We start from the raw sequence: 22,486 nt of genomic DNA on the forward strand, positions 1-22,486 counted from the left end.
ACCCCCTGGGGCCGCCTCAGGGCGGCTGTCATGCGTTGGCCTAAGCTAAAGCGTGGAAAAGCCGGGCTTCAAGTTGCGAATGCGTGAAACGCATGCGGGCGGCCCCGACAAAGACGAAGAGGCCGCCCGAAGGCGGCTCCGAAACCCCGTGCAGGAAGGCCCGCGGCTCAACCGCCCAGCGATTCCAGATATTTGATGAGGTTGGCGCGATCCTCGACCTTGGGCAGACCCGCGAAGGCCATCTTGGTGCCCGAGACCACGCCCTTGGGGTTGGCCAGGAACTCCTGCAGCGCCTCGGGCGTCCAGTCGCCGCCATGCGCCTTCATGCCGTCCGAGTAGCCAAAGCCTGCGGCCGAAGCGACCGGACGGCCCACGACGCCATCAAGATGCGGGCCGGTCGCGTTGTTGCCGTCCGTCTTGTGGCAGGCCTTGCACTTGCCGAAGACCTTCTCGCCGGCGGCGGCATCCGCCGCGGCGAAGACGGTCCCGAAATCGGGCCCCGCATCCGCTGCCGCTGCGTCACCGCCCTCGGCCGCGCCGGTGTCGATCACGTAGGCCTGCGCGGCCTCTTCCCCGCCATGCGAGGGAGCACCGGTATGATAGAGGCCCTCCGCCGCGAAGTTGCCGAGCAGCAGGACCAGCAGCGATCCGCAGACCGCGCCACCCACCTTCGTGACGGTCATCGTGTCGAACATGCCTGGCCCTCCCGCTGGCACACACTCCTCTGGCCGGCTATGTACCCGCTTCCCTTGGGCCAATTCAAGGTTTACTTGTCGCGCCCGAACGTCGCGGGGGCGCCTCCCGCACCACCCGTGACAGGGAGTCGCACATGTCGCAGACCGCAGGACGCATCTCGTTCCAGGGGGAACCCGGGGCCTACTCGCACCAGGCCTGCCGCCAGGCCCGCCCCGGCATGGAGGCGATCCCCTGCGCCACCTTCGAGGACGCGATCGAGATGGTGCGCAAGGGCGACGCCGAACTGGCGATGCTGCCCATCGAGAATTCGACCTACGGCCGGGTCGCCGACATGCACCACCTGCTGCCGGAAAGCGGGCTGCACATCATCGACGAAACCTTCGTTCGGGTGCACATCAACCTGCTGGCCCTGCCCGGCACGAAGATCGAGGATATCGAGCAGGCGATGAGCCACACGGTCCTGCTGGGCCAGTGCCGCACCTTCCTGCGCCAGCACCGGCTGCAGCCGCGCACCGGCGCCGACACGGCGGGCTCTGCCCGGCAGGTGGCGGACTGGGGCAATCCTAAGATCGCGGCGCTGGCATCCGAGCTGGCGGGCGAGATCTACGGGCTCGACGTGCTGGCCCGGCATATCGAGGACAAGTCGAACAACACCACCCGCTTCCTGGTGATGTCGCGCGAGCCCGATCTGAAGCGGCGCGGACAGGGGCCGATGATGACCTCGTTCATGTTCCGCGTGCGCAACATCCCGGCCGCGCTCTACAAGGCGATGGGCGGCTTCGCGACGAACGGCGTCAACATGACCAAGCTGGAAAGCTACATGGTCGACGGCCAGTTCACCGCGACCCAGTTCTATGCCGACATCGAGGGCCACCCCGACGACCGCAACGTGCAGCTGGCGCTGGAAGAACTGCGCTACTTCACCAGCCAGCTGACGCTGCTGGGCACCTACCCGGCCGATCCGCGCCGGCGGTAAGCCCGGTCCGGCGCGGTCTCAGGCCGCGCCGCCCGCGTGGCGGAATTCGATCTCTTCCGCCATCATCCGCACCCGCGTCGCGAACTTGCGGTCGAGCCGCGCCTTGCCCAGCTTCATCGACTGCATGAGGATGCGCGAGGCCAGCGTCTTCGGCGTGACTTCCAGCCCGACGGCGATGCGCGTGCGCCGTGGCGACAGCGCGATCACCCCCAGCGTCAACGTCACCGCGAAGCCTGTCGAGACGGCGTCGAAGCGGATCTCTTGCGGGGCATCGAAGCGGGTGAGGTCGGCCACGAGGCTGCGCTCGCGGCCGCGCCAGCGGAAGGCCAATTCCCAGGACATGCCCGGCCCCGGATGCTCCAGCCGGTCAAGCCGGCGCACCTGCGCACCGCGCGCCCGCGCCAGCCGCTCGAAGGCCGCGAAGTCGGACAGTTCGCGGAACACGACCTCGGCCGGTGCCCCGATATCTTCCTTGGTCGAAAACTTCATGCCGGCCTGCATCTTTGGGGGCCCCGCCCCCATCTGCGGTCAATCGATGCGGTCCGCAAGCCAAAGCCGCATCAAATGCCCGGCGATGGCGCCCCTGCGTGGCGCGCGGATCACGGGATGCAACCCGGCGAAGATCTCGGCCAGCTCCTCTCGCGTCACCCAGCACGCGGCCTCGATCTCGGCCGGATCGACGGTGATCTCCGTGCTCTCGGCATGGCCGTGGCAGCCCAGCATCAGCGAGGCCGGGAACGGCCAGGGCTGGCTCGCGACATAGCCGACCCTGCCCACCCTGACGCCGGTCTCTTCGAAGACCTCGCGCCGCACCGCGGCCTCGAGCGTCTCGCCCGGCTCCATGAAGCCGGCAAGGCAGGAATACATCCCCTCGGGCCAGCCGGGACTGCGGCCCAGAAGCAGGCTGTTGCCGCGGGTCACCAGCATGATCACCACCGGATCGGTGCGCGGGAAATGCTGGCGTTCGCACGATGGGCAGTGCCGGCTCCAGCCCGCCTGCGCGATCACCGAGGCCGTTCCGCAGGCCGAGCAGAACCCATGCCCGCCATGCCAGGTCAGCAGGGCCCGGGCGGTGGCGGCGACCTCTGCCTCGAAGGCGGTCAGAAGGCTCATCACCCCGCGCAGTTCGGCGAAGCGGCATCCCTCAGGTGCCTCGGGGTGCCATTGCTCGGTCGGGTCGAAGAAGCTGCCGGGCATCGCCGGCTGCTCCGCCCCCGGCTCCCAGTCCGAGATGTCGGCAGCGAAGACCGCCCGTCCCGCAGGATCGAGGCCGATCAGCAGCGCCTCGTGCCCGGCCAGCATCGGATGGTCCGCCGCGACCAGCCCGAGGCTGCGCAGCTCGCCCTCGCCCCGGATCAACAGCTTGCCCCGCCAGAGCGGCAGCACCTGCCCCGCGGCCAGATGCCCGGCCAGCGCCGGCGCGTCGCCACGCAGCCAGGCCGCGCGCTCCAACCCGCCGCCCGCAAAGGCCAGATCCTGCTGCGCCGGCGTCCCGCGCCCGCCATCCGCCATCGCCATCCGCCGCCGGTCCCGCGTCACCTTGCCGTCCATCGCCGCCTCGCCTGATCCACTGTCCAAGTCCTGCCACGACGGACGGGCCGACGGAACCCTCGTGCGCCGCCGTATCACCCTTTCGCCTTCCAGTTGACATTCCCGTGAGACTTGCGCCTCATCGTCGCAAGACGCCCGTCCGGCAGAAGACCGGGACGGCAGGAAGGGACGAGAGTGGCGCGCAGCGTGCCCGAGGGCGCGGGACGGGACGCCGTCCTGACGATCATGGCGACGTCGGACCTGCATTGCGAGGTCAGCGGCTGGAACTATCTGGCCGATCGCCCCCTGTCGCGCGGCGGATTGCACCGCCTGGCCCCGGTCATTGCCGCCCTGCGCGCGGCCGAGCCGAACACCCTGCTTCTCGACAATGGCGACCTGCTGCAGGGCACGCTTCTGGCCGACCGCAGCGCCGAGCGGTTGCTGACCGCGCCCGATGCCCCCCACCCTGCGGTTGCGGCGCTGGACCGGCTGGGCGTCGATGCCGCCGGGCTGGGAAACCATGATTTCGACTACGGACTCGAAGTGCTGGCCCGCGCCAACGCCGGCCGCCGCCACCCGGTGATCTGCACCAATGCGCATCTGCCGGACGGGCGTCCGCTGCTGCCGGTGGATCTGGTGCTGGAACGCCGCCTGCTCTGCGCCGACGGTCGCCGGCGCCGGCTGCGGATCGGCCTGATCGGGCTGGTGCCGCCGCAGACCGCGCATTGGAACCACCATCACCTCGCGGACCGGCTGGTGTTTTCGGACATGATCGAGGCCGCGCGCGCCCGGCTGCCGGCGCTGCGGGCCCGGGCCGACATCGTCATCGCGCTGGCCCACACCGGCCTGGCCGAGACCGAAGCCGTGCCGGGGATGGAAAACGCCGGCCATCCGCTGGCCCGGCTCGAGGGGATCGACGCGCTGGTGTTGGGCCACAGCCACCTGCCGCACGCGCATGCCGGACTGCCGGGGCTGCATCCCGCCGTCCTGCCCGGTCCCGCCGGGCTGCAGCTTGGCGTGCTGCGCCTTGGGCTGCGCAAGGGACACGAGGGGTGGCAGGTGACCGGCAGCATCGCCGAATTGCGCGAGGGCGGCCTTGCGATGCCGCCACCCGCCGGCCCCGATCACGAGGCCGCGGCGGCGCTGTCGCGCAGGGTCGTGGCCCAGCTCGCCTGCCCCATCAGCACCCATTTCGCGCTGCTCGAGGACAGCGACGCCGTCCGTCTGATCGCGCAGGCGGCGCGGAGCCATGTCGCCCGTGCACTGGCCGGCGGGCCCCATGCGCAACTGCCGCTGCTGTCGGCAGCGGCGCCGTTCCGCACCGGCGGCCGTGGCGGGCATGACCATTTCACCCAGATCCCGGCAGGTCCGCTGCGCTATGGCCAGCTTGCCGACCTCTACCCGTTCCGCAACCGGCTGGCGGCGCTGCATGTGACCGGGCGCGAGCTGCGCGGCTGGCTGGAACGCGCGGCCACGGTCTATCGCCGCATCCAGCCGGGCGGACACGACCAGCGCCTGATCGACCCGGAAATCCCGCCTTGGACCTTCGACAGCATCCTCGGGCTCAGCTACGTCATCGACCCGTCGCGCCCAGTGGACGACCGCATCACCGCGCTGAGTTTCGAAGGCCGCCCGGTCGCCGAGGACGACGCCTTCATCGTCGCCACCAACAGTTACCGGGCGACGGGCGGCCCCACGGCCCCCTCGCCGGGACGGATCGTCCATGTCTCGGACGCGCCGGCCCGCGACCTTCTGGCGGTCGAGCTGGACCGGGCCGGCCGGCTCGATCCGCGCCAACCGCCGAGCTGGCGGCTCGCACCGCTTGCCGACACCTTCGTGCTTTACGACACCGCGCCCGCCGCGGCCGGCGACCCGGCCACGCTTGAACGCCTCGGCGCCGAGATCGCGGGCACGAGCCGCGAGGGATTCCTGACCCTGCGCGTTCCGTTGCACGGGCCCATCTCACACGCCCGCCACTTGCGCAAAGGTTGAGCGACAGGCGCGACTTCGCCCAATCTTTCGGCGCGTCGACGGCCTCAGCCAGCTCGGACGCACGCGGCTCAGGCGTGCCGCTCGCCCTGCGCAGTGCCACGGCGCAAATTGCAGGCGTATCGAAGACTTAGGGAGTGAGACCTGTGTTCCATCGCCTGACGGCCGCCGCCTTCGCCGCCGCCACCGCTGTCACCCTGAGCGGCGCCGCGCTTGCGCAGACCGCCTTCCCCTTCGCGCTCGACTGGAAGTTCGAGGGCCCGGCCGCGCCGTACTTCGTCGCGCTCGACAAGGGATACTTCAAGGACGCGGGTCTTTCAGTCGAGATCACCGAGGGCGCGGGCTCGCTCGACGCGATCCCCAAGGTCGCCACCGGCGCCTTCCCGGTGGGCTTCGCCGACATCAACAGCCTGATGCGCTTCCTTGACCAGAACCCGGGTGCGCCGGTCACCGCGGTGATGATGATCTACGACAAGCCGCCCTTCGCGGTGATCGGCCGCAAGTCGCAGGGCGTCTCGACCCCCGCCGACCTGGCCGGGAAGAAACTGGGCGCGCCGCCGCCGGACGGGGCCTGGGCGCAGTTCCCGATCTTTGCCGCCGAGAACGGGCTCGACATGGCCTCGATCACCGTCGATCCGGTCGGCTTCCCGGTGCGCGAACCGATGCTGGCACAGGGCAATGTCGACGCGATCACCGGCTTCTCCTTCACCTCGACGCTGAACCTCAAGCGCCTGCAGGTGCCCGCCGACGACATCTCGACCATCCTGATGGCCGACCACGGCGTCGCCCTTTATGGCAACGCGATCATCGCCAACACCGACTACGCCAAGGCGCATCCGGCCGAGATCACCGCCTTCCTCAAGGCGGTGGCGATGGGCTGGAAGGACGCCGTCGCCGCACCGGCAACCGCGGTCGAGGCGCTTCTGAAGCGCAACCCCGCCGCCGATCCGGCGCTGGAGACCGCGCGCCTGCAGATGGCGATCGACGACAACGTCCTGACCGACTGGGTGAAGACCAATGGCCTTGGCGCGATCGACGATGCGCGCATGGCCAAGGCGATCGAGCAGACCGCGACGGTTTACAGCTTCAAGACCGCGCCCGACGCCAAGCTCTATTTCGATGCCGGCTACCTGCCCGCCGACGGGCTGAAGATCGAGTGACGATCCGGCGGCCCGGGCACCGCTGCCCGGGCCGATCCAAGCGGGGGACGGCGTGACAAATCTCATCGACATCAAGGGCGTGACCCACGCCTACAAGACCAAGGCCGGCCCGCTGCCGGTGCTGAACGACCTGAACGTGGCCGTGCCCGAGGGCGAATTCTGCGCCGTCGTCGGCCCTTCGGGATGCGGGAAGTCGACGCTGACCAAACTGGTGGCGGGGCTGATGAAGCCCGACCGCGGCGAAGTCTGGCTGCATGGCGAGCTGGTCAAAAGCCCGCGCAAGACCGTGGGCATGGCCTTCCAGAACCCGGTCATGCTGGAATGGCGCACGATCCTCGAAAACGTGATCCTGCCACTCGAGATCGTGGCCCCCGCGATGCCACGTGCTCAGAAAGAGGCCCGCGCCCGCGAGTTGCTGGCGATGGTCGGCCTCGCCGGGTTCGAGGGCAAGCGCCCTTCGGAACTGTCGGGCGGGATGCGCCAGCGCGCCTCGCTCTGCCGGGCGATCGTGCACAAGCCCGACGTGCTGATCATGGACGAGCCCTTCGGCGCCCTCGACAATTTCACGCGCGAGGACCTGTGGCAGACCATGCGTGACCTGCGCGCCAAGGAACCCTTCACCTGCGTCCTGATCACCCATGACCTGCGCGAAAGCGTCTTTCTGGGCGACCAGGTCATCGTGCTGTCGGGGCGCCCGGCCACGACGCAATACGTGATGCGGGTCGACCTGCCGGCAGACCGCACGCTTGACATCCTCTACACCCCCGAGGTCGGCGAGATGCTGCACGTCCTGCGCGACCAGATCCGCATCGCGCAGGGTCGCGACGGGGCGGTGCACTGATGGAGCGTCTGCAGAAGGTCGGTGTCCCCCTCGCCGCGATCGTGATCTTCCTGGCGCTGTGGGAGCTCCTGGTCTGGGCGAACGGCTGGCCGAATTATGTCATGGCCTCGCCCTCGGACCTGCCAGAGGCCTATGCCCGGTTCTGGAAGCTGTTCCTGGTGATGGGCTGGCAGACGCTGTGGCGCACGGTCGCCGGGCTGGCGCTCGCGGTCGTCTTCGGACTGTTCCTCGGCATGATCATGGGCTTCTCGAAGCTGATGCGCGACGCGCTCTACCCTCTTCTGGTCGGGTTCAACGCGGTGCCAAAGGCGACGCTGGTGCCCGTTCTGGCGCTGCTCTTCATCGGTCAGCACGACTTCAATACCGTGCTGATGGCCTTCCTGATCTCGTTCTTCCCGATCGCCGTCTCGGTCGGCATCGGCCTTTCGACGCTCGAGCCGGAATACCGCGACATCCTGCGATCGCTCGGCGCCTCGCGCTTCACGATCTTCCGCAAGATCGCGCTGCCGAAGACGCTGCCCGAGTTCTTCGGCGCGCTGAAGGTTTCGGTGACGCTGGCCTTCATCGGCACCAACCTGGTCGAGATCGTCTCGCCCCATGGCCGCGGTCTTGGCGCCCTGTTCAAGTCGGGCGAAACGAATGGCGACTATCCCCTGATGTTCGCCGTGCTCATCGCCTTGGCCTTCCTCGGGATCGTCCTCTACTACGCGGTGGTCGCGCTCGAGAGGATCTTTGCCGGCTGGGCCGAACGTCCGCAGAGTTGACGCGCCGCCCGTGGCGTCTTCCGCCCGCAGCCGAATTGCGACGCCCGGGAACTCCGGGCGCCCCAAGTGACTTGCACCCGGGAAGGCTGCGCCTCCGGCGCGGCGAGCATTCAAGGGAGGCTACGCATGACGCTCGGCACGATTCTTCTGATTATCCTCATCCTGATCCTCATCGGTGTGCTTCCGACCTGGGGCCACTCGCGCAGCTGGGGATACGGTCCTTCGGGCGGTGTCGGCCTGATCGTGGTCATCCTGCTGATCCTTGTCCTGATGGGCGCCATCTGACGGCGCCCCGCGACGCCGGCCCTGCCCCATTGTGGCGGGGCCGACTTGCCAAAAGTAACCCGCCCCGCCCCAACGCGCTGCAGAACGGGCGAGTTGGCGCTTCAGCGATCACGCCGCATCCGCCTGCACCACCGGACATCGCTGATCGCCTTGGTAGTCCTCATCAGGGGTCTTGCCTGAAAGCTGCTCATCCGGGTGGAACCACTGCTTCCAATACTCCGGAGAGGTGAGTACGGGATAGGCTGCACCGTATGCGGCACGAAGGCTTGGCTGTCGGCGCCAATGCCGCAGGGCCAGCCGCATTGCGCGCCCGATGATGTTCAAAGCCCTGCGGGTGTCCTTGTGCAGGACATACCCGGTTCCGTCCGCCCGGAACGAGACCGAGTACCGGTCTGTACCCAGAACACGCGCCACGGTGCCGCGCTCTTCGGCATGGATCGCCGCCCGCCCGGCCCAGAGGCGCGACAGCGGCAAGCCGTGCCCGTTCAATGTCAGCCAGAGCAGCCAGCGGAACGCTGCCGCCCGCAGCCGCAACCGACGCGGAACCTGCATAGGCATGCTACGGCGTCGTTCCGATCGTGTGATCCCCTGCAGGGTCTGCCGCCGCGCCTCGAGCCCCGGAGCCTTCGCGAACCCTTCAGGCCCGGACAGCGCATCCTGCCATGCAAGAAGTTCGGCCTCGGCCGTGTCGTAATGAAATCGCGCGAGGCTGCGGCAGAGGAAACCCAGCACCATCGCGATCAGCGCAAGGCGGCCCCGCGCCAGTTCCGCCAGCGAGAAATGGTGGGCGAGATGGCTCCGAAGGTCGAGGTAGTGGGTCGTCGGGCTTTCCTTCTCGATGAAATCGTCCTGGAACGCGACGATGCCGTTGAGCCGGACCGGTGCAAAATCGTTGGCCAGGGAAAAGCTGACGTCATCGCCGCGGACGAAGAACGGGAAGGGGTCGGCCGTGAGACCGGCCAGCGGGAAGACGAAGAACCAGAACCCCGCATAGAATCCGGGTGGCGTCGCCGCCGTTGCCGACTCCAGCGCGATGACCTCGTCGCGTCGGCGCAGGTCGCGACCGCCCTGTTCGGGATGACAGCGCAGATCGAACCGCGCGCCGGCCTCCCACAGCGCCCAGCGATGGCGCGTGGAAATCATCGCCCCGGCCACGGCACGGCGCGGATCCGCCGCGCGCGACAGCAGCGCGTCGGCCCGACGGATCGCTTCAAGAGGAACCGCCGCATCGTCGTCCATGAACAGGCAATGCGTGTAGCCCCCGGCACGGGCCGCCGCCAGGCCGCGGGCAAAGCCGCCGGCCCCACCGAGATTCGGGTTGCCCAACCGCTCGACATGCACGAGAGGCGGCAGGTCGAGCGTGTCGCCATTGTCGACGATGAAGACATGCATCCTGCCGCCGAGATCCTGCTCGGCCAGGAAGCGGTCGAGCCGCAGCGCTGTCGCGCGGGCTTCCTCCTCGCGGCGGAAGGTGGTGATGCAGAGCGCAATCCGCGGCTGGCGTGCCGCCTCGACAGGGGCGGCGACGAAGGCGGCATCGCTGAAGACCACCGCGTCGAGTGCCTTTATCTCGAACCAGAGCACACTGCCGGTCGGTGCGGTCAGGTCGTCGAGCGGCACCTGCAGCAGCGCCCCCGGCCTGACCACATGGACGCCCGAGGCGACGATTTCCCACGAAGCCCCTGGCGAGGCCCTGAGAACCCGCAGCTCGAAGCGTCCACTTGCCACCACGTGGAGCGCGAGGGAGTCCAAACGCCCGTTGGCGCGCCATTTCGAGAGCGAGAACATGTTGAAATAGCTGTCGAAGCGAACGATGGCATGTCTGTCGAGACGCAACAGGCGGTTCGTCATGTCCAGCGAAACAGTGCCTTCCACATGGTAGTAGAGCTCCGGCTCGGTACAGAGGCCCGGTTGCGGCAGCAGCACCGATTGCAGCACGTCATCGGAATGTTGCGGAACCGTTCCCATCACGCCGCCTCCTTTCGCCCGGCAAGGTGCCTGCTCCACTCCGCCAAGGCCGGGGGAAGGCGTGGAAGAACCTCCGGCACGAGACGCTCGAAGGCCTCCACCTCGGGAATCGGCCGGCAGTCAGCAATCTGCGCGACGTCGGGGAACAGGTCACGCTGCGCGATCTCGGCCAGATCCGCTGCGACGGGGGCGAAGCGGTCACGCAGGCGCAGCCTGTTTGCGGGACCGAACAGTTCGACGTCGCGCGTCGGCGGGATGCGCAGATCGCCGGACAGGCGGATCAGTGCCTCGACGAGATCAAGTGCCTGGCGCGGCGGGCCGGCAAGGGTCGCGCGGCGACCGAGTTCGATGAGCCCGCGGTGCAATGAAGGGTTGAGGCGCCTCGCGGCAAGCAGATCCTTCGGGAATGTCAGCCGGGATTCGCGATGGAAATCCTCGATCGACCCGCCTACGTCCAAGACATCTTCGTATCGGCGCAGGCTGAGCCTCGCTTCCGGAAAGGCCGCGCGCCATGGTTTCAGGATCCGCGTATAGTCGACGTGGAAACTGTCCGGGTAACCATCGAACCCCTCTGCCGACAGCTGGCCGAGCCGGTCGCCGAAGCGCAGTCGCTGGGCGTGCCAGGAGGCAAGATGGTCGTCGGGCCGGCGCAGGGTGCAGTGCAGGCTTACTTCTGCCCCCGCGAAGAGTTTCGCAATGCGGGCAAGCTGGGCGGGCCGCGCGGCGAGGCCCGAAAATGTCTCGGCGCACAGGATCACCGCCTTGGGCTGCAGGAACCTGACCTGGTTCGCGATGGTCAGAAGCATCTGGTGGACCGATGGCAGTCCCGGATGCCAGCGCGGGACGTCGGTGCCCGATATCTCGTGCCAGATCCGGAACACCAGCGCGTTGTGGGGCTCGCGCGCATTGAACCGGTCCGGCCCGTCGTCATCCGGATCGAGAACCTGCCGCAGCAGCAGCGCGAGCCCTTCGCTTTCGACCGCGGGATAGAGGATACCGGCGCGGGCCAGACGTCCGGCGTTGCGCGCCAGGTGATCCTGAAGCGCGGTCGAGCCGACCTTGTGATGGCCGATGAACAGGCAGAGTCTCATGCGGCCCTCCGATCGGAAACGCTCGCCGGCGGCGCCTGCGGCGGAACATGGACCTCACCCGCGAGTCCGCGGATCTCGGCGAGCGAGGCATCCGTGCAGCCGTTGAGCCCGTCACGGACGGCGCGCGCGAGCAGGGAGAGGTATCGCCCGCGTTCTTCGCGGCGGTAGAAGCGGACCCGCGCAGTCCAGACTGCCAGAGCGAAGGGCACTACCAGCGGCAGCAGCCTGGCACCGGCCGCGGCGCGCAGGACGAAGATCAGGTTGCGATGGTGAAAATAGGTCTTCCAGAGCGGGCGGAAGATGCCGCGGGACCCATGGAGCGTGCGGCAATCATGCTCGAACCGCAGGCGCGGGTCGAAGGCCAGCCGCAGGCCCTCGGCACGCAGCCGCAGGCAGTAGAGCACGTCATCGCCATAGATGAAGAGCCTGGGATCGGGCAGGCCCCCACGGTGCAGGCAGGTGGCGCTGAGGAACAGACCGACGAACGAGGCAGCGTCGATCGCGATCGGTGCGGTCGCGCGATAGGCCGCATCGTGCAGCCGGAACCGTCCGAGACCGCCGAACAGCATCCCCAGGAACAGGCCCGGCCGCGCAAAGGGATTGCGGCCGGGGCGGTTCATTTCGCAAATGCGCCCGCCGGGCAGCAGCACGGCCGAAGCGACGGCCTCGTGCTCGGTCGGCGGTTGCCGGCGAAACCGCGACAGCGTCCCGGGCTCGGGCCGGCCGTCGTCATCCATCACCACCACCCAGTCGGCACCCTCGCCGAGTGCCGCCGCGAGCCCCTTCGCGAATCCGCCGGCGCCACCGAGATTGTCCGCTTGCCGCAGCACGTGCAGACGCGGGTCGGAGAAGGTCGACAGCATCTCGGGCGTCCCGTCGCTGGAGGCGTTGTCGACGACATGGATCGCGTCGAGAGGCTCGCGCAGGAGCCGCGTCACCGTGCGGTGCAGCTGCTCGCACCGGTCGTGCGTCACGACCACGGCATGCAGACGCATCAGCCCGTCGCCCGCAGATGGGGCAGCGCGCGGCCGCGTGCGAGGAAGGCGCGCGCTGCGATCAGCGCCTCGTGGATGGTCACATCCATGTCAAGGTAGCGGTAAGTTCCCAGACGCCCGACGAAGGTCACCCGTTCGACCTCGGCCGCGAGACGCTGGTAGGCCGCCAGCAGCGTCAGCTCGGTGACCAGCCGCACCGGGTAGTAGAGCGTATCCCCGGGCCCTGCCGCGCGGCTGAACTCGCGGGTAAGCGTGCTGAGCGTGTGATGTTCCCAGGGCGCGAAATGCTTGTGCTCGGTGATCCGGGTCCAGGGCGTGTCGGCATCGGCGTAGTTCATTACCGCACAGCCCTGCCAGTCTCCCTCGGCGACGAAACGCTCGAAGTCGAGGGTCCGGTAGGGCAGCCGACCGAGGCCGTTGTCGAAGAACTGGTCGAGCGGACCCGAATAGAAGCAGTGGGCGAAGATGTCCTCGTCGCCGCGACTGTAGGGCTGGCCGAGGTGGACCACGATCATGGGGTGATCCAGCATGCGTTCGACCATGGCGGTGTAGCCATCTTCGGGCATGCCCTGGAAGCGGTGCGCGAAATAATTGTCGTCGTAGCTGAAGCGCAGCGGAAGCCGCTTCAGAACCGCGGCCGGCAACTCGGCCGGGGAGCGGCCCCATTGCTTGCGGGTGTAGCCTTCGAGAAAGGCCTCGTAGAGCGCCGGACCGACCATCGCCAGCGCCTGGTCCCGGAAGCTCGCCGGAGGGGCGCCGCCGCTTTCGGTCATCTCGGCAACGAACTGGCGCGCCTCGTCGGGGCGCAGGGCGGTGCCGAAGAACTGGTTGATGGTGTGCAGGTTGATGGGCATCGAGTAGACCTGCCCGCGCACCATGGTCTTGACCTGGTTCCGGTAGGGACGGAAGCGTGCGAAGCGGTTCACATAATCCCAGACGACGGCATCGTCGGTGTGAAAGATGTGCGGCCCGTGCAGGTGCACCATCACTCCGGTTTCGGGGTCCCGGGCGGTGTGGCAGTTGCCGGCCACGTGACCGCGGGTCTCGAACACGGTGACGGGATGCCCCGCCTCGGCCAGTTCGCGGGCGATCACCGCGCCGGACAGGCCCGCGCCGACGACGAGAATGGGTTCGGGGAGCATGCAGACCTCCACTTCGGGGGACAGGACCCGTCGTCCTGGCCGCGCCCGGTGGAACGAATTTCGCCGCAGCGCGGTTAACGCCGCCCTACCGCCGCCGCGATTCGGGGACGGTCATGGCGAGATCCGCGAGATGTCTCTCGATCGCCGGCTCGAGCCGGTCGAAAAACGCCAGCCGCCCGTTCTCGAGCACGGCGCCGCAATCGCAGACCCGGCGCAGCAGCGGCAGCGAATGCGAGATGACGATCGCGCCGGCGCGCTGCAGCCGCTCGGCCAGCATCGCCTCGCTCCAGGCGCGGAATTGCTGGTCGCCGACGGCGGTGATCTCATCGACCAGGTAGGTGTCGAAGCGGATCGCCATCGATGCGGTGAAGGCGAGCCGCGCGCGCATCCCCGAGGAATAGGCCCGAAACGGCTCGGCCAGCGCCGCGCCCAGGCCCGAGTGATCGCGCACGAAGCCGAGAAGACCCGATGACGGGATGCCGTAGAGACAGGCGAGCACCCGCAGATTTGCCTCGCCGGTGAGATCGGGATGGAAGCCGCCGGCGAACCCCACCGGCCAAGAAACCGATCCGCTCCGCCGGATGCGCCCGGCATCGGGCCGGGTGAGGCCCGCGATCATCCGCAGCAGCGTCGACTTCCCGGCGCCATTGCGCCCGAGCAGCGCGACCGATCGCCCGGCGGGGAACTCGGCCCAGATCCCGTCCGCCACCGCGACCCGGTGCCCCCCGCGTTCGATGCTGCGGCAGAGCCCTTCGAGGCGGATCACGCGCCGGCCTCGCCAAGCGACCAGCGCGCGAGCGACACGACGCCCCAGCCGAGCGCCAGAAGGAAGGCCGCCAGTCCGAACGTGCGCCAGCGTCGCGGATATTGCGCGGTATCCGCCCGGCTCGGCGGGACATGGGTCGCAAGGTAGCGGCTCTGGCGCCCGGCCTGCAGGCGGGCCGCATCAAGGGCGGTCCGGGCCGAAAGCCAGCTTTGCTCTGCGAACTCCTGATCGACGCGCAGCCCCTCGTAATCGGCGACCAGCGCCGGGTACCCGGCCGAACCTGTCCCGGCGTCGATCCCCAGCTTCGCCCGCTCGGCAGCGATCCGGCTTTCGATCACCCCGCGCTTGCTCTCGCGGGCCGAGATCCGGGGATCGCCGGGGCGGGTGGTGCGCCGGAGCATGTCCAACTCGACCTGCAAGCCGGCAAGCTCTTCGTTCAACGCCCCGATCACGCCCATCTGGCTGGCAAGGTCGACCTCGGGATCGACCATCTGATGGCTGGCCCGGAAGGCGGTCAGCGCCTGACGCGCCTGCTTCAGCCGGTCCTCGGCCCTGGCAAGCTCCGCCTCCGCCACGGAGAGCGCGTCGCGGCGCGCGGCTTCGGACAGGGCATTGATCATCGCGGTCGCCTCGCCGACGACGGCCCGCGCCATCTGCTGCGCGCGCGCGGGATCATAGGCCCGCACCGAGATCGCGATCACCCCCTCCCCCTGGTCGTAATCGACGGTCAGCATCCGCAGCCAGAGTGCGTGGCGCATCTCGATCGCGGCGTCGGGCGCGAGCGTGAACACAGGGTCGGGCCAGCCGTCCGCACCCGCCCGCGCGTAGCTTGCCCGCAGGTCGAACCGTCGGTCCATCCGCTCGGCCAGGTCCTGGCTCAGAAGAAAATCGTAGAGCACATCGGTATCGGTCGAGCTGCCCTGACCAAGCCCCACCAGCCCGGCGAAGGCGCCGAGTGCGGCCGCCGGTTCCTCGCGGCGCACCGAAAAGGCCGCGACCGAGGCGAACTGGTCGCGCGCGACGCCCCAGAGATAGAGCGAGAGCACGGCAAGCGGCAGCAGCACGAGCAAGACAAAATGCCGCGCGGCGGCACGCGTGCCGCGCCCGGGCGCATCGGGGGAGAGGGGCGGCGCGATCGACGGCACAGGCCCGGCGCGCGGCGCGGGACGTCCGGGCCCTGCCCCCGCACCGGGCCGCTTGCCGGGCGGCGGGCGGCCGGGACCGGGTCCGGCGGGGCGCGGGGCATCGACCTTGGCGACCTTGGCAAGCGCCGGGCGCGCGTCGTGACCGGCAGGGTCTGCAGCGGCCTGCCGGGTGTCGATCTCGCGGCTGTCGTCGGATCTTAGCACTTCGGAAACCTCGGCGGGCAAGACTGCGCTGGGGTCCAGAAAGCGCCAGAATGGTGAACGAACCGATAAATCTGCCCGGGCCGCTCGGCCGCCGCCTGCGGGTCATCCTGGCCCTGGTGCTGCGCGAAATGGCCTCCGGCTTCGGGCGCTCGCCCGGGGGTTACCTCTGGGCGGTGGCAGAGCCTCTGGGCGCGGTGCTGCTGCTGGCGGCCTGCTTCTCATTGGCACTGCACGCCCCGCCGCTGGGGTCGAGCTTCGCGCTGTTCTATGCCTCGGGCTACCTGCCCTTCGCGATCTTCCTCGACATCTCGGGGCGCTGCGCGCAGGCGCTGCGCTTCTCGCGGCCGCTGTTCGCCTTTCCGGTGATCCGTCCGCTCGATGCGCTGCTCGCCCGCTTCCTGCTGGCCGCGCTGACCCAGCTGGCCGTCGCGACGCTCGTGCTCGGCGGACTTGGCCTGACCGCACGCGCCGCCGCCGATCCGGCGCTCGGCCGGCTGGCCGCGGCCTTCGGCCTGATCGCCTTCCTCGCGCTCGGGATCGGCACCCTGAACTGCGCGGTCTTCCTGCTGCTGCCGCTGTGGGAACGGCTCTGGGGCATCGTCACCCGGCCGCTGTTCCTTGTCTCGACGATCCTTTTCCTGCCGGAGAACGTGCCGGAGCCTTGGGATTTCTGGCTGCGCCTGAACCCGATCGTCCATCCGGTCGCAGAGCTGCGGGCGGGTCTTTATCCGTTCTACCACGCGCAGCAGGTTTCGCCCGCCTACGTGCTGGCGGCGGGCGGGGTCCCGCTGCTGATCGGGCTGATGCTGCTTGGCCGGGCCCGGGACAGGATGACCATCGGCTAGGCAAACTGGAACAGGTCCGCGGTCATCTCGCCCGAACTGGTGTGGTCGAGAAGGACGGTGCCGCTGCCATAGTCCAGCAGCAGGCCGCCGTCCTCGACCGCCGTGAAGACTATTGCCGGCGGGCTCGCGAAGCCGTCGAAGCTGAGGTGATCGAGGGCCGGATCGAAGTCGCTGATCCGGTCGGCCCCATCGCCGAAGCGGAAGTGGAACGTGTCGCCTCCCTCGCCCCCGACCAGCAGGTCGTCGCCCTTGCCGCCGAACAGCGCGTCACTCCCCGCCCCGCCATAGAGCATGTCGTTCTCGGCGCCGCCGTCGAGCGTGTCATTGCCGGCCTCGCCGAACAGGGTGTCGTTGCCGCCGGCGGCAAGGATGCGGTCGTCGCCGTCGTAGCCCCAGACGATGTCCGAACCCGCCGCGCCGCCCTCGGCCGTGTCTTCGAACAGGTCGTTGCCTGCCCCCAGCATCACCACATCGCGCCCCGCGTCGCCGCGCACGACATCGTCGCCGTCGCCCGAGCGGATGGTGTCATTGCCGGTCCAGCCCCAGATCGTGTCGTTGCCAAGACCGCCCTCGAGGCTGTCATGCCCCGCCTCGCCCCAGATCTGGTCGTTGCCGCCGCGGCCCAGCACGGTATCGTTGCCGGCCCCGGCCCAGAAGCGGTCCGCGCCCTTGTCGTCGTTCTGCGGCGAGTCGTAGGCGATGTCGTTGCCGTCGCCCATGTAGATCAGGTCGCGCCCGTTGCCGCCGCCCAGCGTGTCGTCGCCCGCGCCGCCGCGCAGGGTGTCATAGCCGTTGCCGCCGCGGATCAGGTCGTTGCCCGCGCCGCCCTCGAGGCTGTCCTCGCCATCTTCCCCCCACAGCGCGTCATTGCCGCCGGCGCAGAGGACGGTGTCGTTGCCCAGCCCGCCCCAGACCCGGTCGGTGCAGGCGGGATCGGTGCCGTCGCGGTCCTCGAAGCGATCGTTGCCCGCGCCCAGATAGGCGCGGTCGTTGCCGCCCTCGCCCCAGACCACGTCATTGCCGAGCCCGCCCCGCAGCGTGTCGTCGCCGGCCCCGCCACGCAGCAGGTCGTTGCCGTCGCCGCCGTCGAGCGAGTCGTTCCCCGCCGATCCGAAAATCGTGTCGGACCCGAGGCTGCCGGTGACCGTATCGTCGCCGCCAAGGGCATTGGTCACCAGCCCGGGCTCGGCGATCACCAGCAGGTCGGCAAGCTCGCTTGCGGTCGGGACATCGGGCTCGTTCAGCACCAGCAGCGGCCGGTCCGGCTGGCCGAAGCCGGCCGGAAACACCTGCGAGCGGGTCAGGCTGGCCCCGGTCGCGCTTTCGATCACCAGCGTCTCGGTCTTCCAGGTGATCCGCGCGCCGCCCGCGATCGACTGGAAACCCAGCTGCGCGGCATCGTGCAGCATCGACCAGTGCGACAGGTCGAGACGGTCGATGCCGGGCTCAAACTCGACGATCTTGTCCTCGGCGCCATCGGCGACGAGCACGAAGGTATCTGCCCCGTCGCCGCCGCGCAGCCGGTCGATGCCGGCCCCGTCCAGGATCACGTCGTCCCCGCCCGCGCCCGAGAGCACATCATCGCCCGCGCCGCCGAGGATCAGGTCGTCGAGCGCGGTTCCGTTCAGGCTGCCCCCGCCCGGCTGCGCGACGAGCCGCGCCCCCAGCGCCGCGAGCGGCAGGGTGAACTGCGACAGCCCCGGCTCTGTCGACGAGGCGACGAATATCTGCAGCTCGCTGCCCACGGCCGCCGCCCGGATCGCCGAAACGTTGTCCAGCCCCAGCTCGTAACTGTCGGCCAGCGTCTCGTGCCAGACCAGCTGGCCGTCGGGCAAAAGCTCGAACAGCGTGATCCCGTCGTCGCCCCCGCCCGCCAGCACGAAGGCACGCTCGCCAACGCTCACGACGTCCAGCGCGCAGACCGCGCCGAAGCGGGTGGCGAGCGTGTCGATGACGTGATCGACCGCAGTCAAAGTGCCGTCAGCCGCCAGCTCGAGCACGCTGAGCGAGCTGCTGCCCGTCGCCGCCGTCACGACGAAGCAATGCCCGCCCAGTGTCACCGCCTTCACCGCGACGGGGGCGTCGATCCCCAGACCCTCGCGCGCGCCCATCAGCCCGCGCTGGGTCAGGGCGCCGGTCGCGGCGTCGATCTGCCAACTGGTGAAGCCGTCGCCAAAGCCCGAGGCGGTGATCAGGAACGACTGCCCCGCCACTGCCGCCACCGTCATCGCCGTCAGCTGCCCGCCATAGGCGCCGCCGCCCGGCGTGACGCCGACCGCCGTCAGCCCGAGATCGTCGCCGATGCGGAACCCGTGGATGCCGCCCGTCGCCGCGGCCGCGTACAGCATCTTCCCGCCCGGCGCCTGATCCGAGGCGAAGGCCAGCGCCCGACCCGGCCCCGCGGTGCTGGTGCCCTTGCCCAGCCAGCCGGTCGCGCCCAGCGTCTGCTGGTCGAGGCTGTCACCGCCGGGGCTGACCAGCCGCGCCTCGTCGCCCGCGCGCGCGATCCCGAAGACCGAGGCGACCTGCACGTCGCCGCTCGAGGGAAGCTTCTGCGCATCGGCCCAGCTCGCCAACGCACCCGCGCCGGCGCGATAGCTTTCGATGCCGCCGTTCTCGCCGTTGCCGGTCAGGATCACCGTGGCCTTCGCCGTCGCGAAAAGCTCGATCTGGGTGATCCCGGTCGTGTAAAGGCCGCCGGTGACGCGGCCGCGATAGCTGATCTGTGCCATGGCTGCCCCCCGGCGTTGCACCGGGGAACAGTCGCGCCGGACCCGCGCGGCGGCGCGGCACAAGGGGGGCGGGCTTCGGGCGGCTGGCGAGGATCGCGCCGAACCGCCCGGCCTTGGTCTCAGAGCTTACCGGAAAGATAACGGTCGATGACCGCGACGCTGCCCTCGGCCCAGATCGCCCGCAGGAGCTCGGCGAAGCGCGCGGCGACGGCCGGGTTCTCGCCGAGGTCGCCGTAGACCTCGCGCATCGCCAGCCACTGCGCCGGATCGTCTTTCGCCGCCGTCGACCGCGCGACGAGCGCATCCCAGCTGGGATCGTTCGGCTCGATCACCGCACCGCTTTCGGAGGTGCCGTAGCAATAGCGGCACCACAGCGCCGACAGCAGGATCAGCCCGGTCGCATCGCGCCCCGCCGCCAGACAGTCGCGGATCGAGGGGATGATGAACTTTGGCTGGCGGTTCGACCCGTCGAGGCAGAGCCGACGCACCGTGTCGGCCACTTCCGGGTTCGAGAAGCGGTCGATGATCAGCGCCTTGTAGTCGTTCAGATCGGTGCCCGGCACCGGCGGCACGATCGGCAGGATCTCGTCGGTCTCGATCTTGTCGAGGAAGGCGCGGACCTGCGGATCTGCCATCGCCTCGTGGACGAAGTGGATGTCGCGCAGCCCTGCCGGATAGGCGATGATCGCGTGTCCGCCGTTCAGGATGCGGATCTTCATCGTCTCGAATTTGTCGACATGGGGGGTGAAGGTGACGCCCACATCCTCCAAGGCCGGGCGACCGGTGGGGAAGTTGTCCTCCATCACCCATTGCCGGAACGGCTCGCAGGTGACCGGGGCCGCGTCCTGAAGCCCGAACGAGGCGGCAAGATCACGCTCTTTCGGCCCGGTCGCGGGGGTGATGCGGTCGACCATCGAATTCGGGAAGGCGACCTCGGCCGCGATCCAGGCGGCAAGCTCGGGGTCCGACAGCTGCGCCAGCCCGACGACGGCATCGCGGGTGACATGACCGTTGTGGGGGACGTTGTCGCAGCACATCACGGTGAAGGCCGGCACGCCCTCGGCACGGCGGGCCTTCAGCGCGGCGGTGATCGCACCGAAGACCGTGTCGGGCGCGGCCGGGTTCGCGGCGTCCTTCCGGATGTCGGGATGGACCGGGCTGAAGGTGCCGGTCTTCGGATCGATGTAATAGCCGCCCTCGGTCACGGTCAGCGACACGATGCGGATCGCCGGGTCCGACATGGCGGCGATCAGGCCCGCATTGCCGGGCTCGACCGGGACGAAGCCGGTCATCGCGCCGATCACGCGGGCGGTCTTCGCCTCGGGCGCAAGCTCGATCACCGAGGACAGGTAGTCCTGCCCCTGCAGCACCGCACGCATCCGGGCATCGCCTTCACGCACGCCGGCGCCGAGGATCGCCCAGTCATGGCCCGCGCCGGTGGCGAAGAGATCGTCGAGATAGACGGCCATATGGGCGCGGTGGAAGTTGCCGCAGCCGACATGGATGATGCCGGGGGTCAGGCCCGCGCGGTCATAGGCGGGGCGGGCGACGCCGTCGGGAAGCGCGTCGAGCGTGGCATTGGAAAGGGTCATGGATCGCTCCTCAGCTCATCCAGTTGCCGCCGTCGACGTTGTAGGTCTGGGCGACGATGTATTGGGCCTCGTCCGAGGCCAGGAAAACCGCCATGCCGGTCAGGTCCTCTGCGGTCCCCATCCGGCCGAAGGGCACGGCCGCGCCCACTTCGCGTTTCTTCTCGCCGGGGGCCTTGCCCTCGTATTTCGCGAAGAAGGCATCGACACCGTCCCAATGCTCGCCATCCACGACGCCGGGCGCGATGGCGTTCACGTTGATGCCGTGGGCGATCAGATTCAGCCCGGCGGACTGGGTCAGGCTGATCACCGCGGCCTTGGTCGCGCAGTAGACCGCGACCAGCGCCTCGCCGCGCCGACCGGCCTGGCTGGCCATGTTGATGATTCGCCCGCCGCGACCTTGGGCGATCATCAGCTTCGCCGCCGCCTGCAGGGTGAAGAGCGTGCCCGCGACGTTGATCGCGAAGACACGGTCATAGTCGCCGCGGGTGATCTCGGCGATGGGCGCCGCGGTGAAGATCGCGGCGTTGTTGATCAGGATGTCGATCCCGCCCCCCGCCGCCATCTCGGCCATGCAGGCGTCGATCGAGGCCTGGTCGGTCACGTCGAGCCGGAGCGCGCGGGCACCGATCTCGGCCGCCGTCGCCTCGGCCCGCGCCAGGTCGATGTCGCCGATCACCACCTCGGCGCCCTCGCGGACATAGGCCTCGGCGAAGGCGCGGCCGATACCACGGGCGGCCCCGGTGATCAGCGCGCGCTTGCCCGTCAGCCTCATTTGAACGCGAGCCCCTGCGCATCGAACTTGTGCAACTGCGACAGGTCAGGGGTCAGGAACACGGTATCGCCGTGATGCGCGTCGACCTCGCCGCCCGCGCGGACGTTGATCGTGCCCAGCGCGGTTTCCACGTGCAGGAACGTGTCCGACCCAAGATGTTCGGACACCGTCACGCGGCCCTGCCACGGTCCCGTGCTGCCCACCGCGATATGCTCGGGCCGGATGCCGACGGTCTTCGCGCCGTGCGTGGCGGCCTCTTCGCCGGTGATGAAGTTCATCTTCGGACTGCCGATGAAGCCCGCCACGAAGATGTTGCGCGGGTTACGGTAGAGATCGAGGGGCGAGCCCACCTGCTCGATCCGGCCGGCCTGCAGCACCACGATCTTGTCGGCCATGGTCATCGCCTCGACCTGGTCGTGGGTGACGTAGATCATCGTGGTCTTCAGCGTGTTGTGCAGCTCGGAGATTTCCAGCCGCATGTTCACCCGCAGCGCCGCATCAAGGTTCGACAGCGGCTCGTCGAAGAGGAAGGCCTGCGGCTCGCGCACGATGGCGCGGCCGATGGCGACGCGCTGGCGCTGGCCGCCCGACAGCTGCCCGGGACGGCGGTCGAGGTAGTTCGACAGGTTCAGCACCTTCGCCGCGCCCTCGACCCGCTTGTCGATCTCGGACTGGCTCATCTTCGCCATCTTCAGCGGGAAGGCGATGTTCTTCCTGACCGACATGTGCGGGTAGAGCGCGTAGCTCTGGAACACCATCGCCAGCTTCCGGTCAGCGGGGCGCAGCATCGTCGCGTCGCGCCCGTCGATCTCGATCCGGCCGCCCGAGACATCCTCGAGCCCCGCGATCAGCCGCAGAAGCGTGGACTTGCCGCAGCCCGAGGGGCCGACGAAGACCACGAACTCGCCGTCGTTGATCGTCAGGTCCAGCGGCGGGATGACCTCGGCCTCGCCGAAGCGCTTGGTGACGCCCTTGAGTTCAATCTGTCCCATT

Annotated in this window: 20 protein-coding genes; 7 read left to right on the forward strand and 13 right to left on the reverse strand. The window is 69.1% G+C overall.

What is annotated here, in order from left to right:
* Positions 1–167: 167 nt before the first annotated feature.
* Positions 168–695 (reverse strand): c-type cytochrome, encoded by a 528-nt coding sequence (locus V8J36_RS00915; RefSeq protein ID WP_336465371.1) that lies wholly within the window; start codon positions 693–695, stop codon positions 168–170.
* Positions 696–829: 134 nt separating this feature from the next.
* Here V8J36_RS00915 and V8J36_RS00920 point away from each other — a divergent pair, with 134 nt between their 5' ends.
* Positions 830–1,672, forward strand: a complete 843-nt coding sequence (locus V8J36_RS00920) for a prephenate dehydratase (RefSeq protein ID WP_336465372.1) — start codon at positions 830–832, stop codon at positions 1,670–1,672.
* Between the two features lie 18 nt (positions 1,673–1,690).
* Here V8J36_RS00920 and V8J36_RS00925 read toward each other — a convergent pair whose 3' ends face one another.
* Positions 1,691–2,161, reverse strand: coding sequence for an SRPBCC family protein (locus tag V8J36_RS00925; protein WP_336465373.1), 471 nt, complete (start codon positions 2,159–2,161; stop codon positions 1,691–1,693).
* A gap of 39 nt (positions 2,162–2,200) precedes the next feature.
* Positions 2,201–3,184 carry an NAD(+) diphosphatase gene (gene nudC, locus V8J36_RS00930; protein WP_336466162.1) on the reverse strand — a complete coding sequence of 328 codons (984 nt, stop codon included), beginning with the start codon at positions 3,182–3,184 and terminating at the stop codon, positions 2,201–2,203.
* A 213-nt stretch (positions 3,185–3,397) separates the two neighbouring features.
* Here nudC and V8J36_RS00935 point away from each other — a divergent pair, with 213 nt between their 5' ends.
* From V8J36_RS00935 to V8J36_RS00955, 5 genes are all read left to right on the forward strand, one after another.
* Entirely contained in the window at positions 3,398–5,194 is a 1,797-nt protein-coding gene (locus V8J36_RS00935; RefSeq protein WP_336465374.1) for a 5'-nucleotidase C-terminal domain-containing protein, read from the forward strand.
* Positions 5,195–5,337: 143 nt separating this feature from the next.
* The gene (locus V8J36_RS00940) at positions 5,338–6,351 is read left to right on the forward strand and encodes an ABC transporter substrate-binding protein (protein ID WP_336465375.1); all 1,014 of its coding nucleotides are present in this window, start codon (positions 5,338–5,340) and stop codon (positions 6,349–6,351) included.
* Positions 6,352–6,403: 52 nt separating this feature from the next.
* Positions 6,404–7,192 (forward strand): ABC transporter ATP-binding protein, encoded by a 789-nt coding sequence (locus V8J36_RS00945; RefSeq protein WP_336465376.1) that lies wholly within the window; start codon positions 6,404–6,406, stop codon positions 7,190–7,192.
* Entirely contained in the window at positions 7,192–7,956 is a 765-nt protein-coding gene (locus V8J36_RS00950; protein WP_336465377.1) for an ABC transporter permease, read from the forward strand. Before V8J36_RS00945 ends, V8J36_RS00950 begins: the two co-directional genes overlap by 1 nt.
* Positions 7,957–8,082: 126 nt before the next feature.
* On the forward strand, positions 8,083–8,241 hold the full coding sequence (locus tag V8J36_RS00955; RefSeq protein WP_336465378.1) for a DUF3309 family protein: 159 nt from the start codon (positions 8,083–8,085) through the stop codon (positions 8,239–8,241).
* A 108-nt stretch (positions 8,242–8,349) separates the two neighbouring features.
* Here the strand turns inward: V8J36_RS00955 and V8J36_RS00960 are convergent, their stop codons facing one another.
* From V8J36_RS00960 to V8J36_RS00985, 6 genes are all read right to left on the reverse strand, one after another.
* On the reverse strand, positions 8,350–10,209 hold the full coding sequence (locus V8J36_RS00960; protein WP_336465379.1) for a glycosyl transferase: 1,860 nt from the start codon (positions 10,207–10,209) through the stop codon (positions 8,350–8,352).
* Complete coding sequence (locus V8J36_RS00965) at positions 10,209–11,300, reverse strand: hypothetical protein (protein WP_336465380.1); 1,092 nt, start codon at positions 11,298–11,300, stop codon at positions 10,209–10,211. Before V8J36_RS00965 ends, V8J36_RS00960 begins: the two co-directional genes overlap by 1 nt.
* Positions 11,297–12,295 (reverse strand): glycosyltransferase, encoded by a 999-nt coding sequence (locus V8J36_RS00970; RefSeq protein WP_336465381.1) that lies wholly within the window; start codon positions 12,293–12,295, stop codon positions 11,297–11,299. The genes V8J36_RS00965 and V8J36_RS00970 overlap by 4 nt, the downstream gene beginning before the upstream one ends.
* A complete protein-coding gene (locus V8J36_RS00975) occupies positions 12,295–13,437 on the reverse strand; it encodes a UDP-galactopyranose/dTDP-fucopyranose mutase family protein (RefSeq protein ID WP_336465382.1) in 1,143 nt (380 codons plus the stop codon). The genes V8J36_RS00970 and V8J36_RS00975 overlap by 1 nt, the downstream gene beginning before the upstream one ends.
* Positions 13,438–13,522: 85 nt before the next feature.
* Positions 13,523–14,203 carry an ABC transporter ATP-binding protein gene (locus tag V8J36_RS00980; protein WP_336465383.1) on the reverse strand — a complete coding sequence of 227 codons (681 nt, stop codon included), beginning with the start codon at positions 14,201–14,203 and terminating at the stop codon, positions 13,523–13,525.
* Positions 14,200–15,552 (reverse strand): sugar transporter, encoded by a 1,353-nt coding sequence (locus V8J36_RS00985; RefSeq protein ID WP_336465384.1) that lies wholly within the window; start codon positions 15,550–15,552, stop codon positions 14,200–14,202. Before V8J36_RS00985 ends, V8J36_RS00980 begins: the two co-directional genes overlap by 4 nt.
* 50 nt (positions 15,553–15,602) lie before the next feature.
* On the opposite strand from V8J36_RS00985, the gene V8J36_RS00990 reads away from it, so the two are divergent.
* Positions 15,603–16,397, forward strand: a complete 795-nt coding sequence (locus V8J36_RS00990) for an ABC transporter permease (protein ID WP_336465385.1) — start codon at positions 15,603–15,605, stop codon at positions 16,395–16,397.
* Here V8J36_RS00990 and V8J36_RS00995 read toward each other — a convergent pair.
* From V8J36_RS00995 to V8J36_RS01010, 4 genes are all read right to left on the reverse strand, one after another.
* On the reverse strand, positions 16,394–19,129 hold the full coding sequence (locus tag V8J36_RS00995) for a hypothetical protein (RefSeq protein WP_336465386.1): 2,736 nt from the start codon (positions 19,127–19,129) through the stop codon (positions 16,394–16,396). The genes V8J36_RS00990 and V8J36_RS00995 overlap by 4 nt on opposite strands.
* 119 nt (positions 19,130–19,248) lie before the next feature.
* Positions 19,249–20,721: a mannitol dehydrogenase family protein gene (locus V8J36_RS01000; RefSeq protein ID WP_336465387.1), complete on the reverse strand. Its 1,473-nt coding sequence runs from the start codon at positions 20,719–20,721 to the stop codon at positions 19,249–19,251.
* 10 nt (positions 20,722–20,731) lie between these two features.
* The gene (locus V8J36_RS01005; protein WP_336465388.1) at positions 20,732–21,493 is read right to left on the reverse strand and encodes an L-iditol 2-dehydrogenase; all 762 of its coding nucleotides are present in this window, start codon (positions 21,491–21,493) and stop codon (positions 20,732–20,734) included.
* Entirely contained in the window at positions 21,490–22,485 is a 996-nt protein-coding gene (locus V8J36_RS01010) for an ABC transporter ATP-binding protein (protein WP_336465389.1), read from the reverse strand. The genes V8J36_RS01005 and V8J36_RS01010 overlap by 4 nt, the downstream gene beginning before the upstream one ends.
* Between the last annotated feature and the right edge of the window lies 1 nt (position 22,486).

Origin of the sequence: Frigidibacter sp. MR17.14, from assembly GCF_037095735.1 — a bacterium.
Classification (GTDB): Bacteria; Pseudomonadota; Alphaproteobacteria; order Rhodobacterales; family Rhodobacteraceae; genus Frigidibacter.

What these genes read in the sequence shown, in the direction of transcription:
- V8J36_RS00915 (WP_336465371.1), bottom strand. Translation starts at nt 695, where the DNA reads ATGTTCGACACGATGACCGTCACGAAGGTGGGTGGCGCGGTCTGCGGA.
- V8J36_RS00920 (WP_336465372.1), top strand. Translation starts at nt 830, where the DNA reads ATGTCGCAGACCGCAGGACGCATCTCGTTCCAGGGGGAACCCGGGGCC.
- V8J36_RS00925 (WP_336465373.1), bottom strand. Translation starts at nt 2,161, where the DNA reads ATGAAGTTTTCGACCAAGGAAGATATCGGGGCACCGGCCGAGGTCGTG.
- nudC (WP_336466162.1), bottom strand. Translation starts at nt 3,184, where the DNA reads ATGGCGGATGGCGGGCGCGGGACGCCGGCGCAGCAGGATCTGGCCTTT.
- V8J36_RS00950 (WP_336465377.1), top strand. Translation starts at nt 7,192, where the DNA reads ATGGAGCGTCTGCAGAAGGTCGGTGTCCCCCTCGCCGCGATCGTGATC.
- V8J36_RS00955 (WP_336465378.1), top strand. Translation starts at nt 8,083, where the DNA reads ATGACGCTCGGCACGATTCTTCTGATTATCCTCATCCTGATCCTCATC.
- V8J36_RS00960 (WP_336465379.1), bottom strand. Translation starts at nt 10,209, where the DNA reads ATGGGAACGGTTCCGCAACATTCCGATGACGTGCTGCAATCGGTGCTG.
- V8J36_RS00965 (WP_336465380.1), bottom strand. Translation starts at nt 11,300, where the DNA reads ATGAGACTCTGCCTGTTCATCGGCCATCACAAGGTCGGCTCGACCGCG.
- V8J36_RS00970 (WP_336465381.1), bottom strand. Translation starts at nt 12,295, where the DNA reads ATGCGTCTGCATGCCGTGGTCGTGACGCACGACCGGTGCGAGCAGCTG.
- V8J36_RS00975 (WP_336465382.1), bottom strand. Translation starts at nt 13,437, where the DNA reads ATGCTCCCCGAACCCATTCTCGTCGTCGGCGCGGGCCTGTCCGGCGCG.
- V8J36_RS00990 (WP_336465385.1), top strand. Translation starts at nt 15,603, where the DNA reads ATGGTGAACGAACCGATAAATCTGCCCGGGCCGCTCGGCCGCCGCCTG.
- V8J36_RS00995 (WP_336465386.1), bottom strand. Translation starts at nt 19,129, where the DNA reads ATGGCACAGATCAGCTATCGCGGCCGCGTCACCGGCGGCCTTTACACG.
- V8J36_RS01000 (WP_336465387.1), bottom strand. Translation starts at nt 20,721, where the DNA reads ATGACCCTTTCCAATGCCACGCTCGACGCGCTTCCCGACGGCGTCGCC.
- V8J36_RS01005 (WP_336465388.1), bottom strand. Translation starts at nt 21,493, where the DNA reads ATGAGGCTGACGGGCAAGCGCGCGCTGATCACCGGGGCCGCCCGTGGT.
- V8J36_RS01010 (WP_336465389.1), bottom strand. Translation starts at nt 22,485, where the DNA reads ATGGGACAGATTGAACTCAAGGGCGTCACCAAGCGCTTCGGCGAGGCC.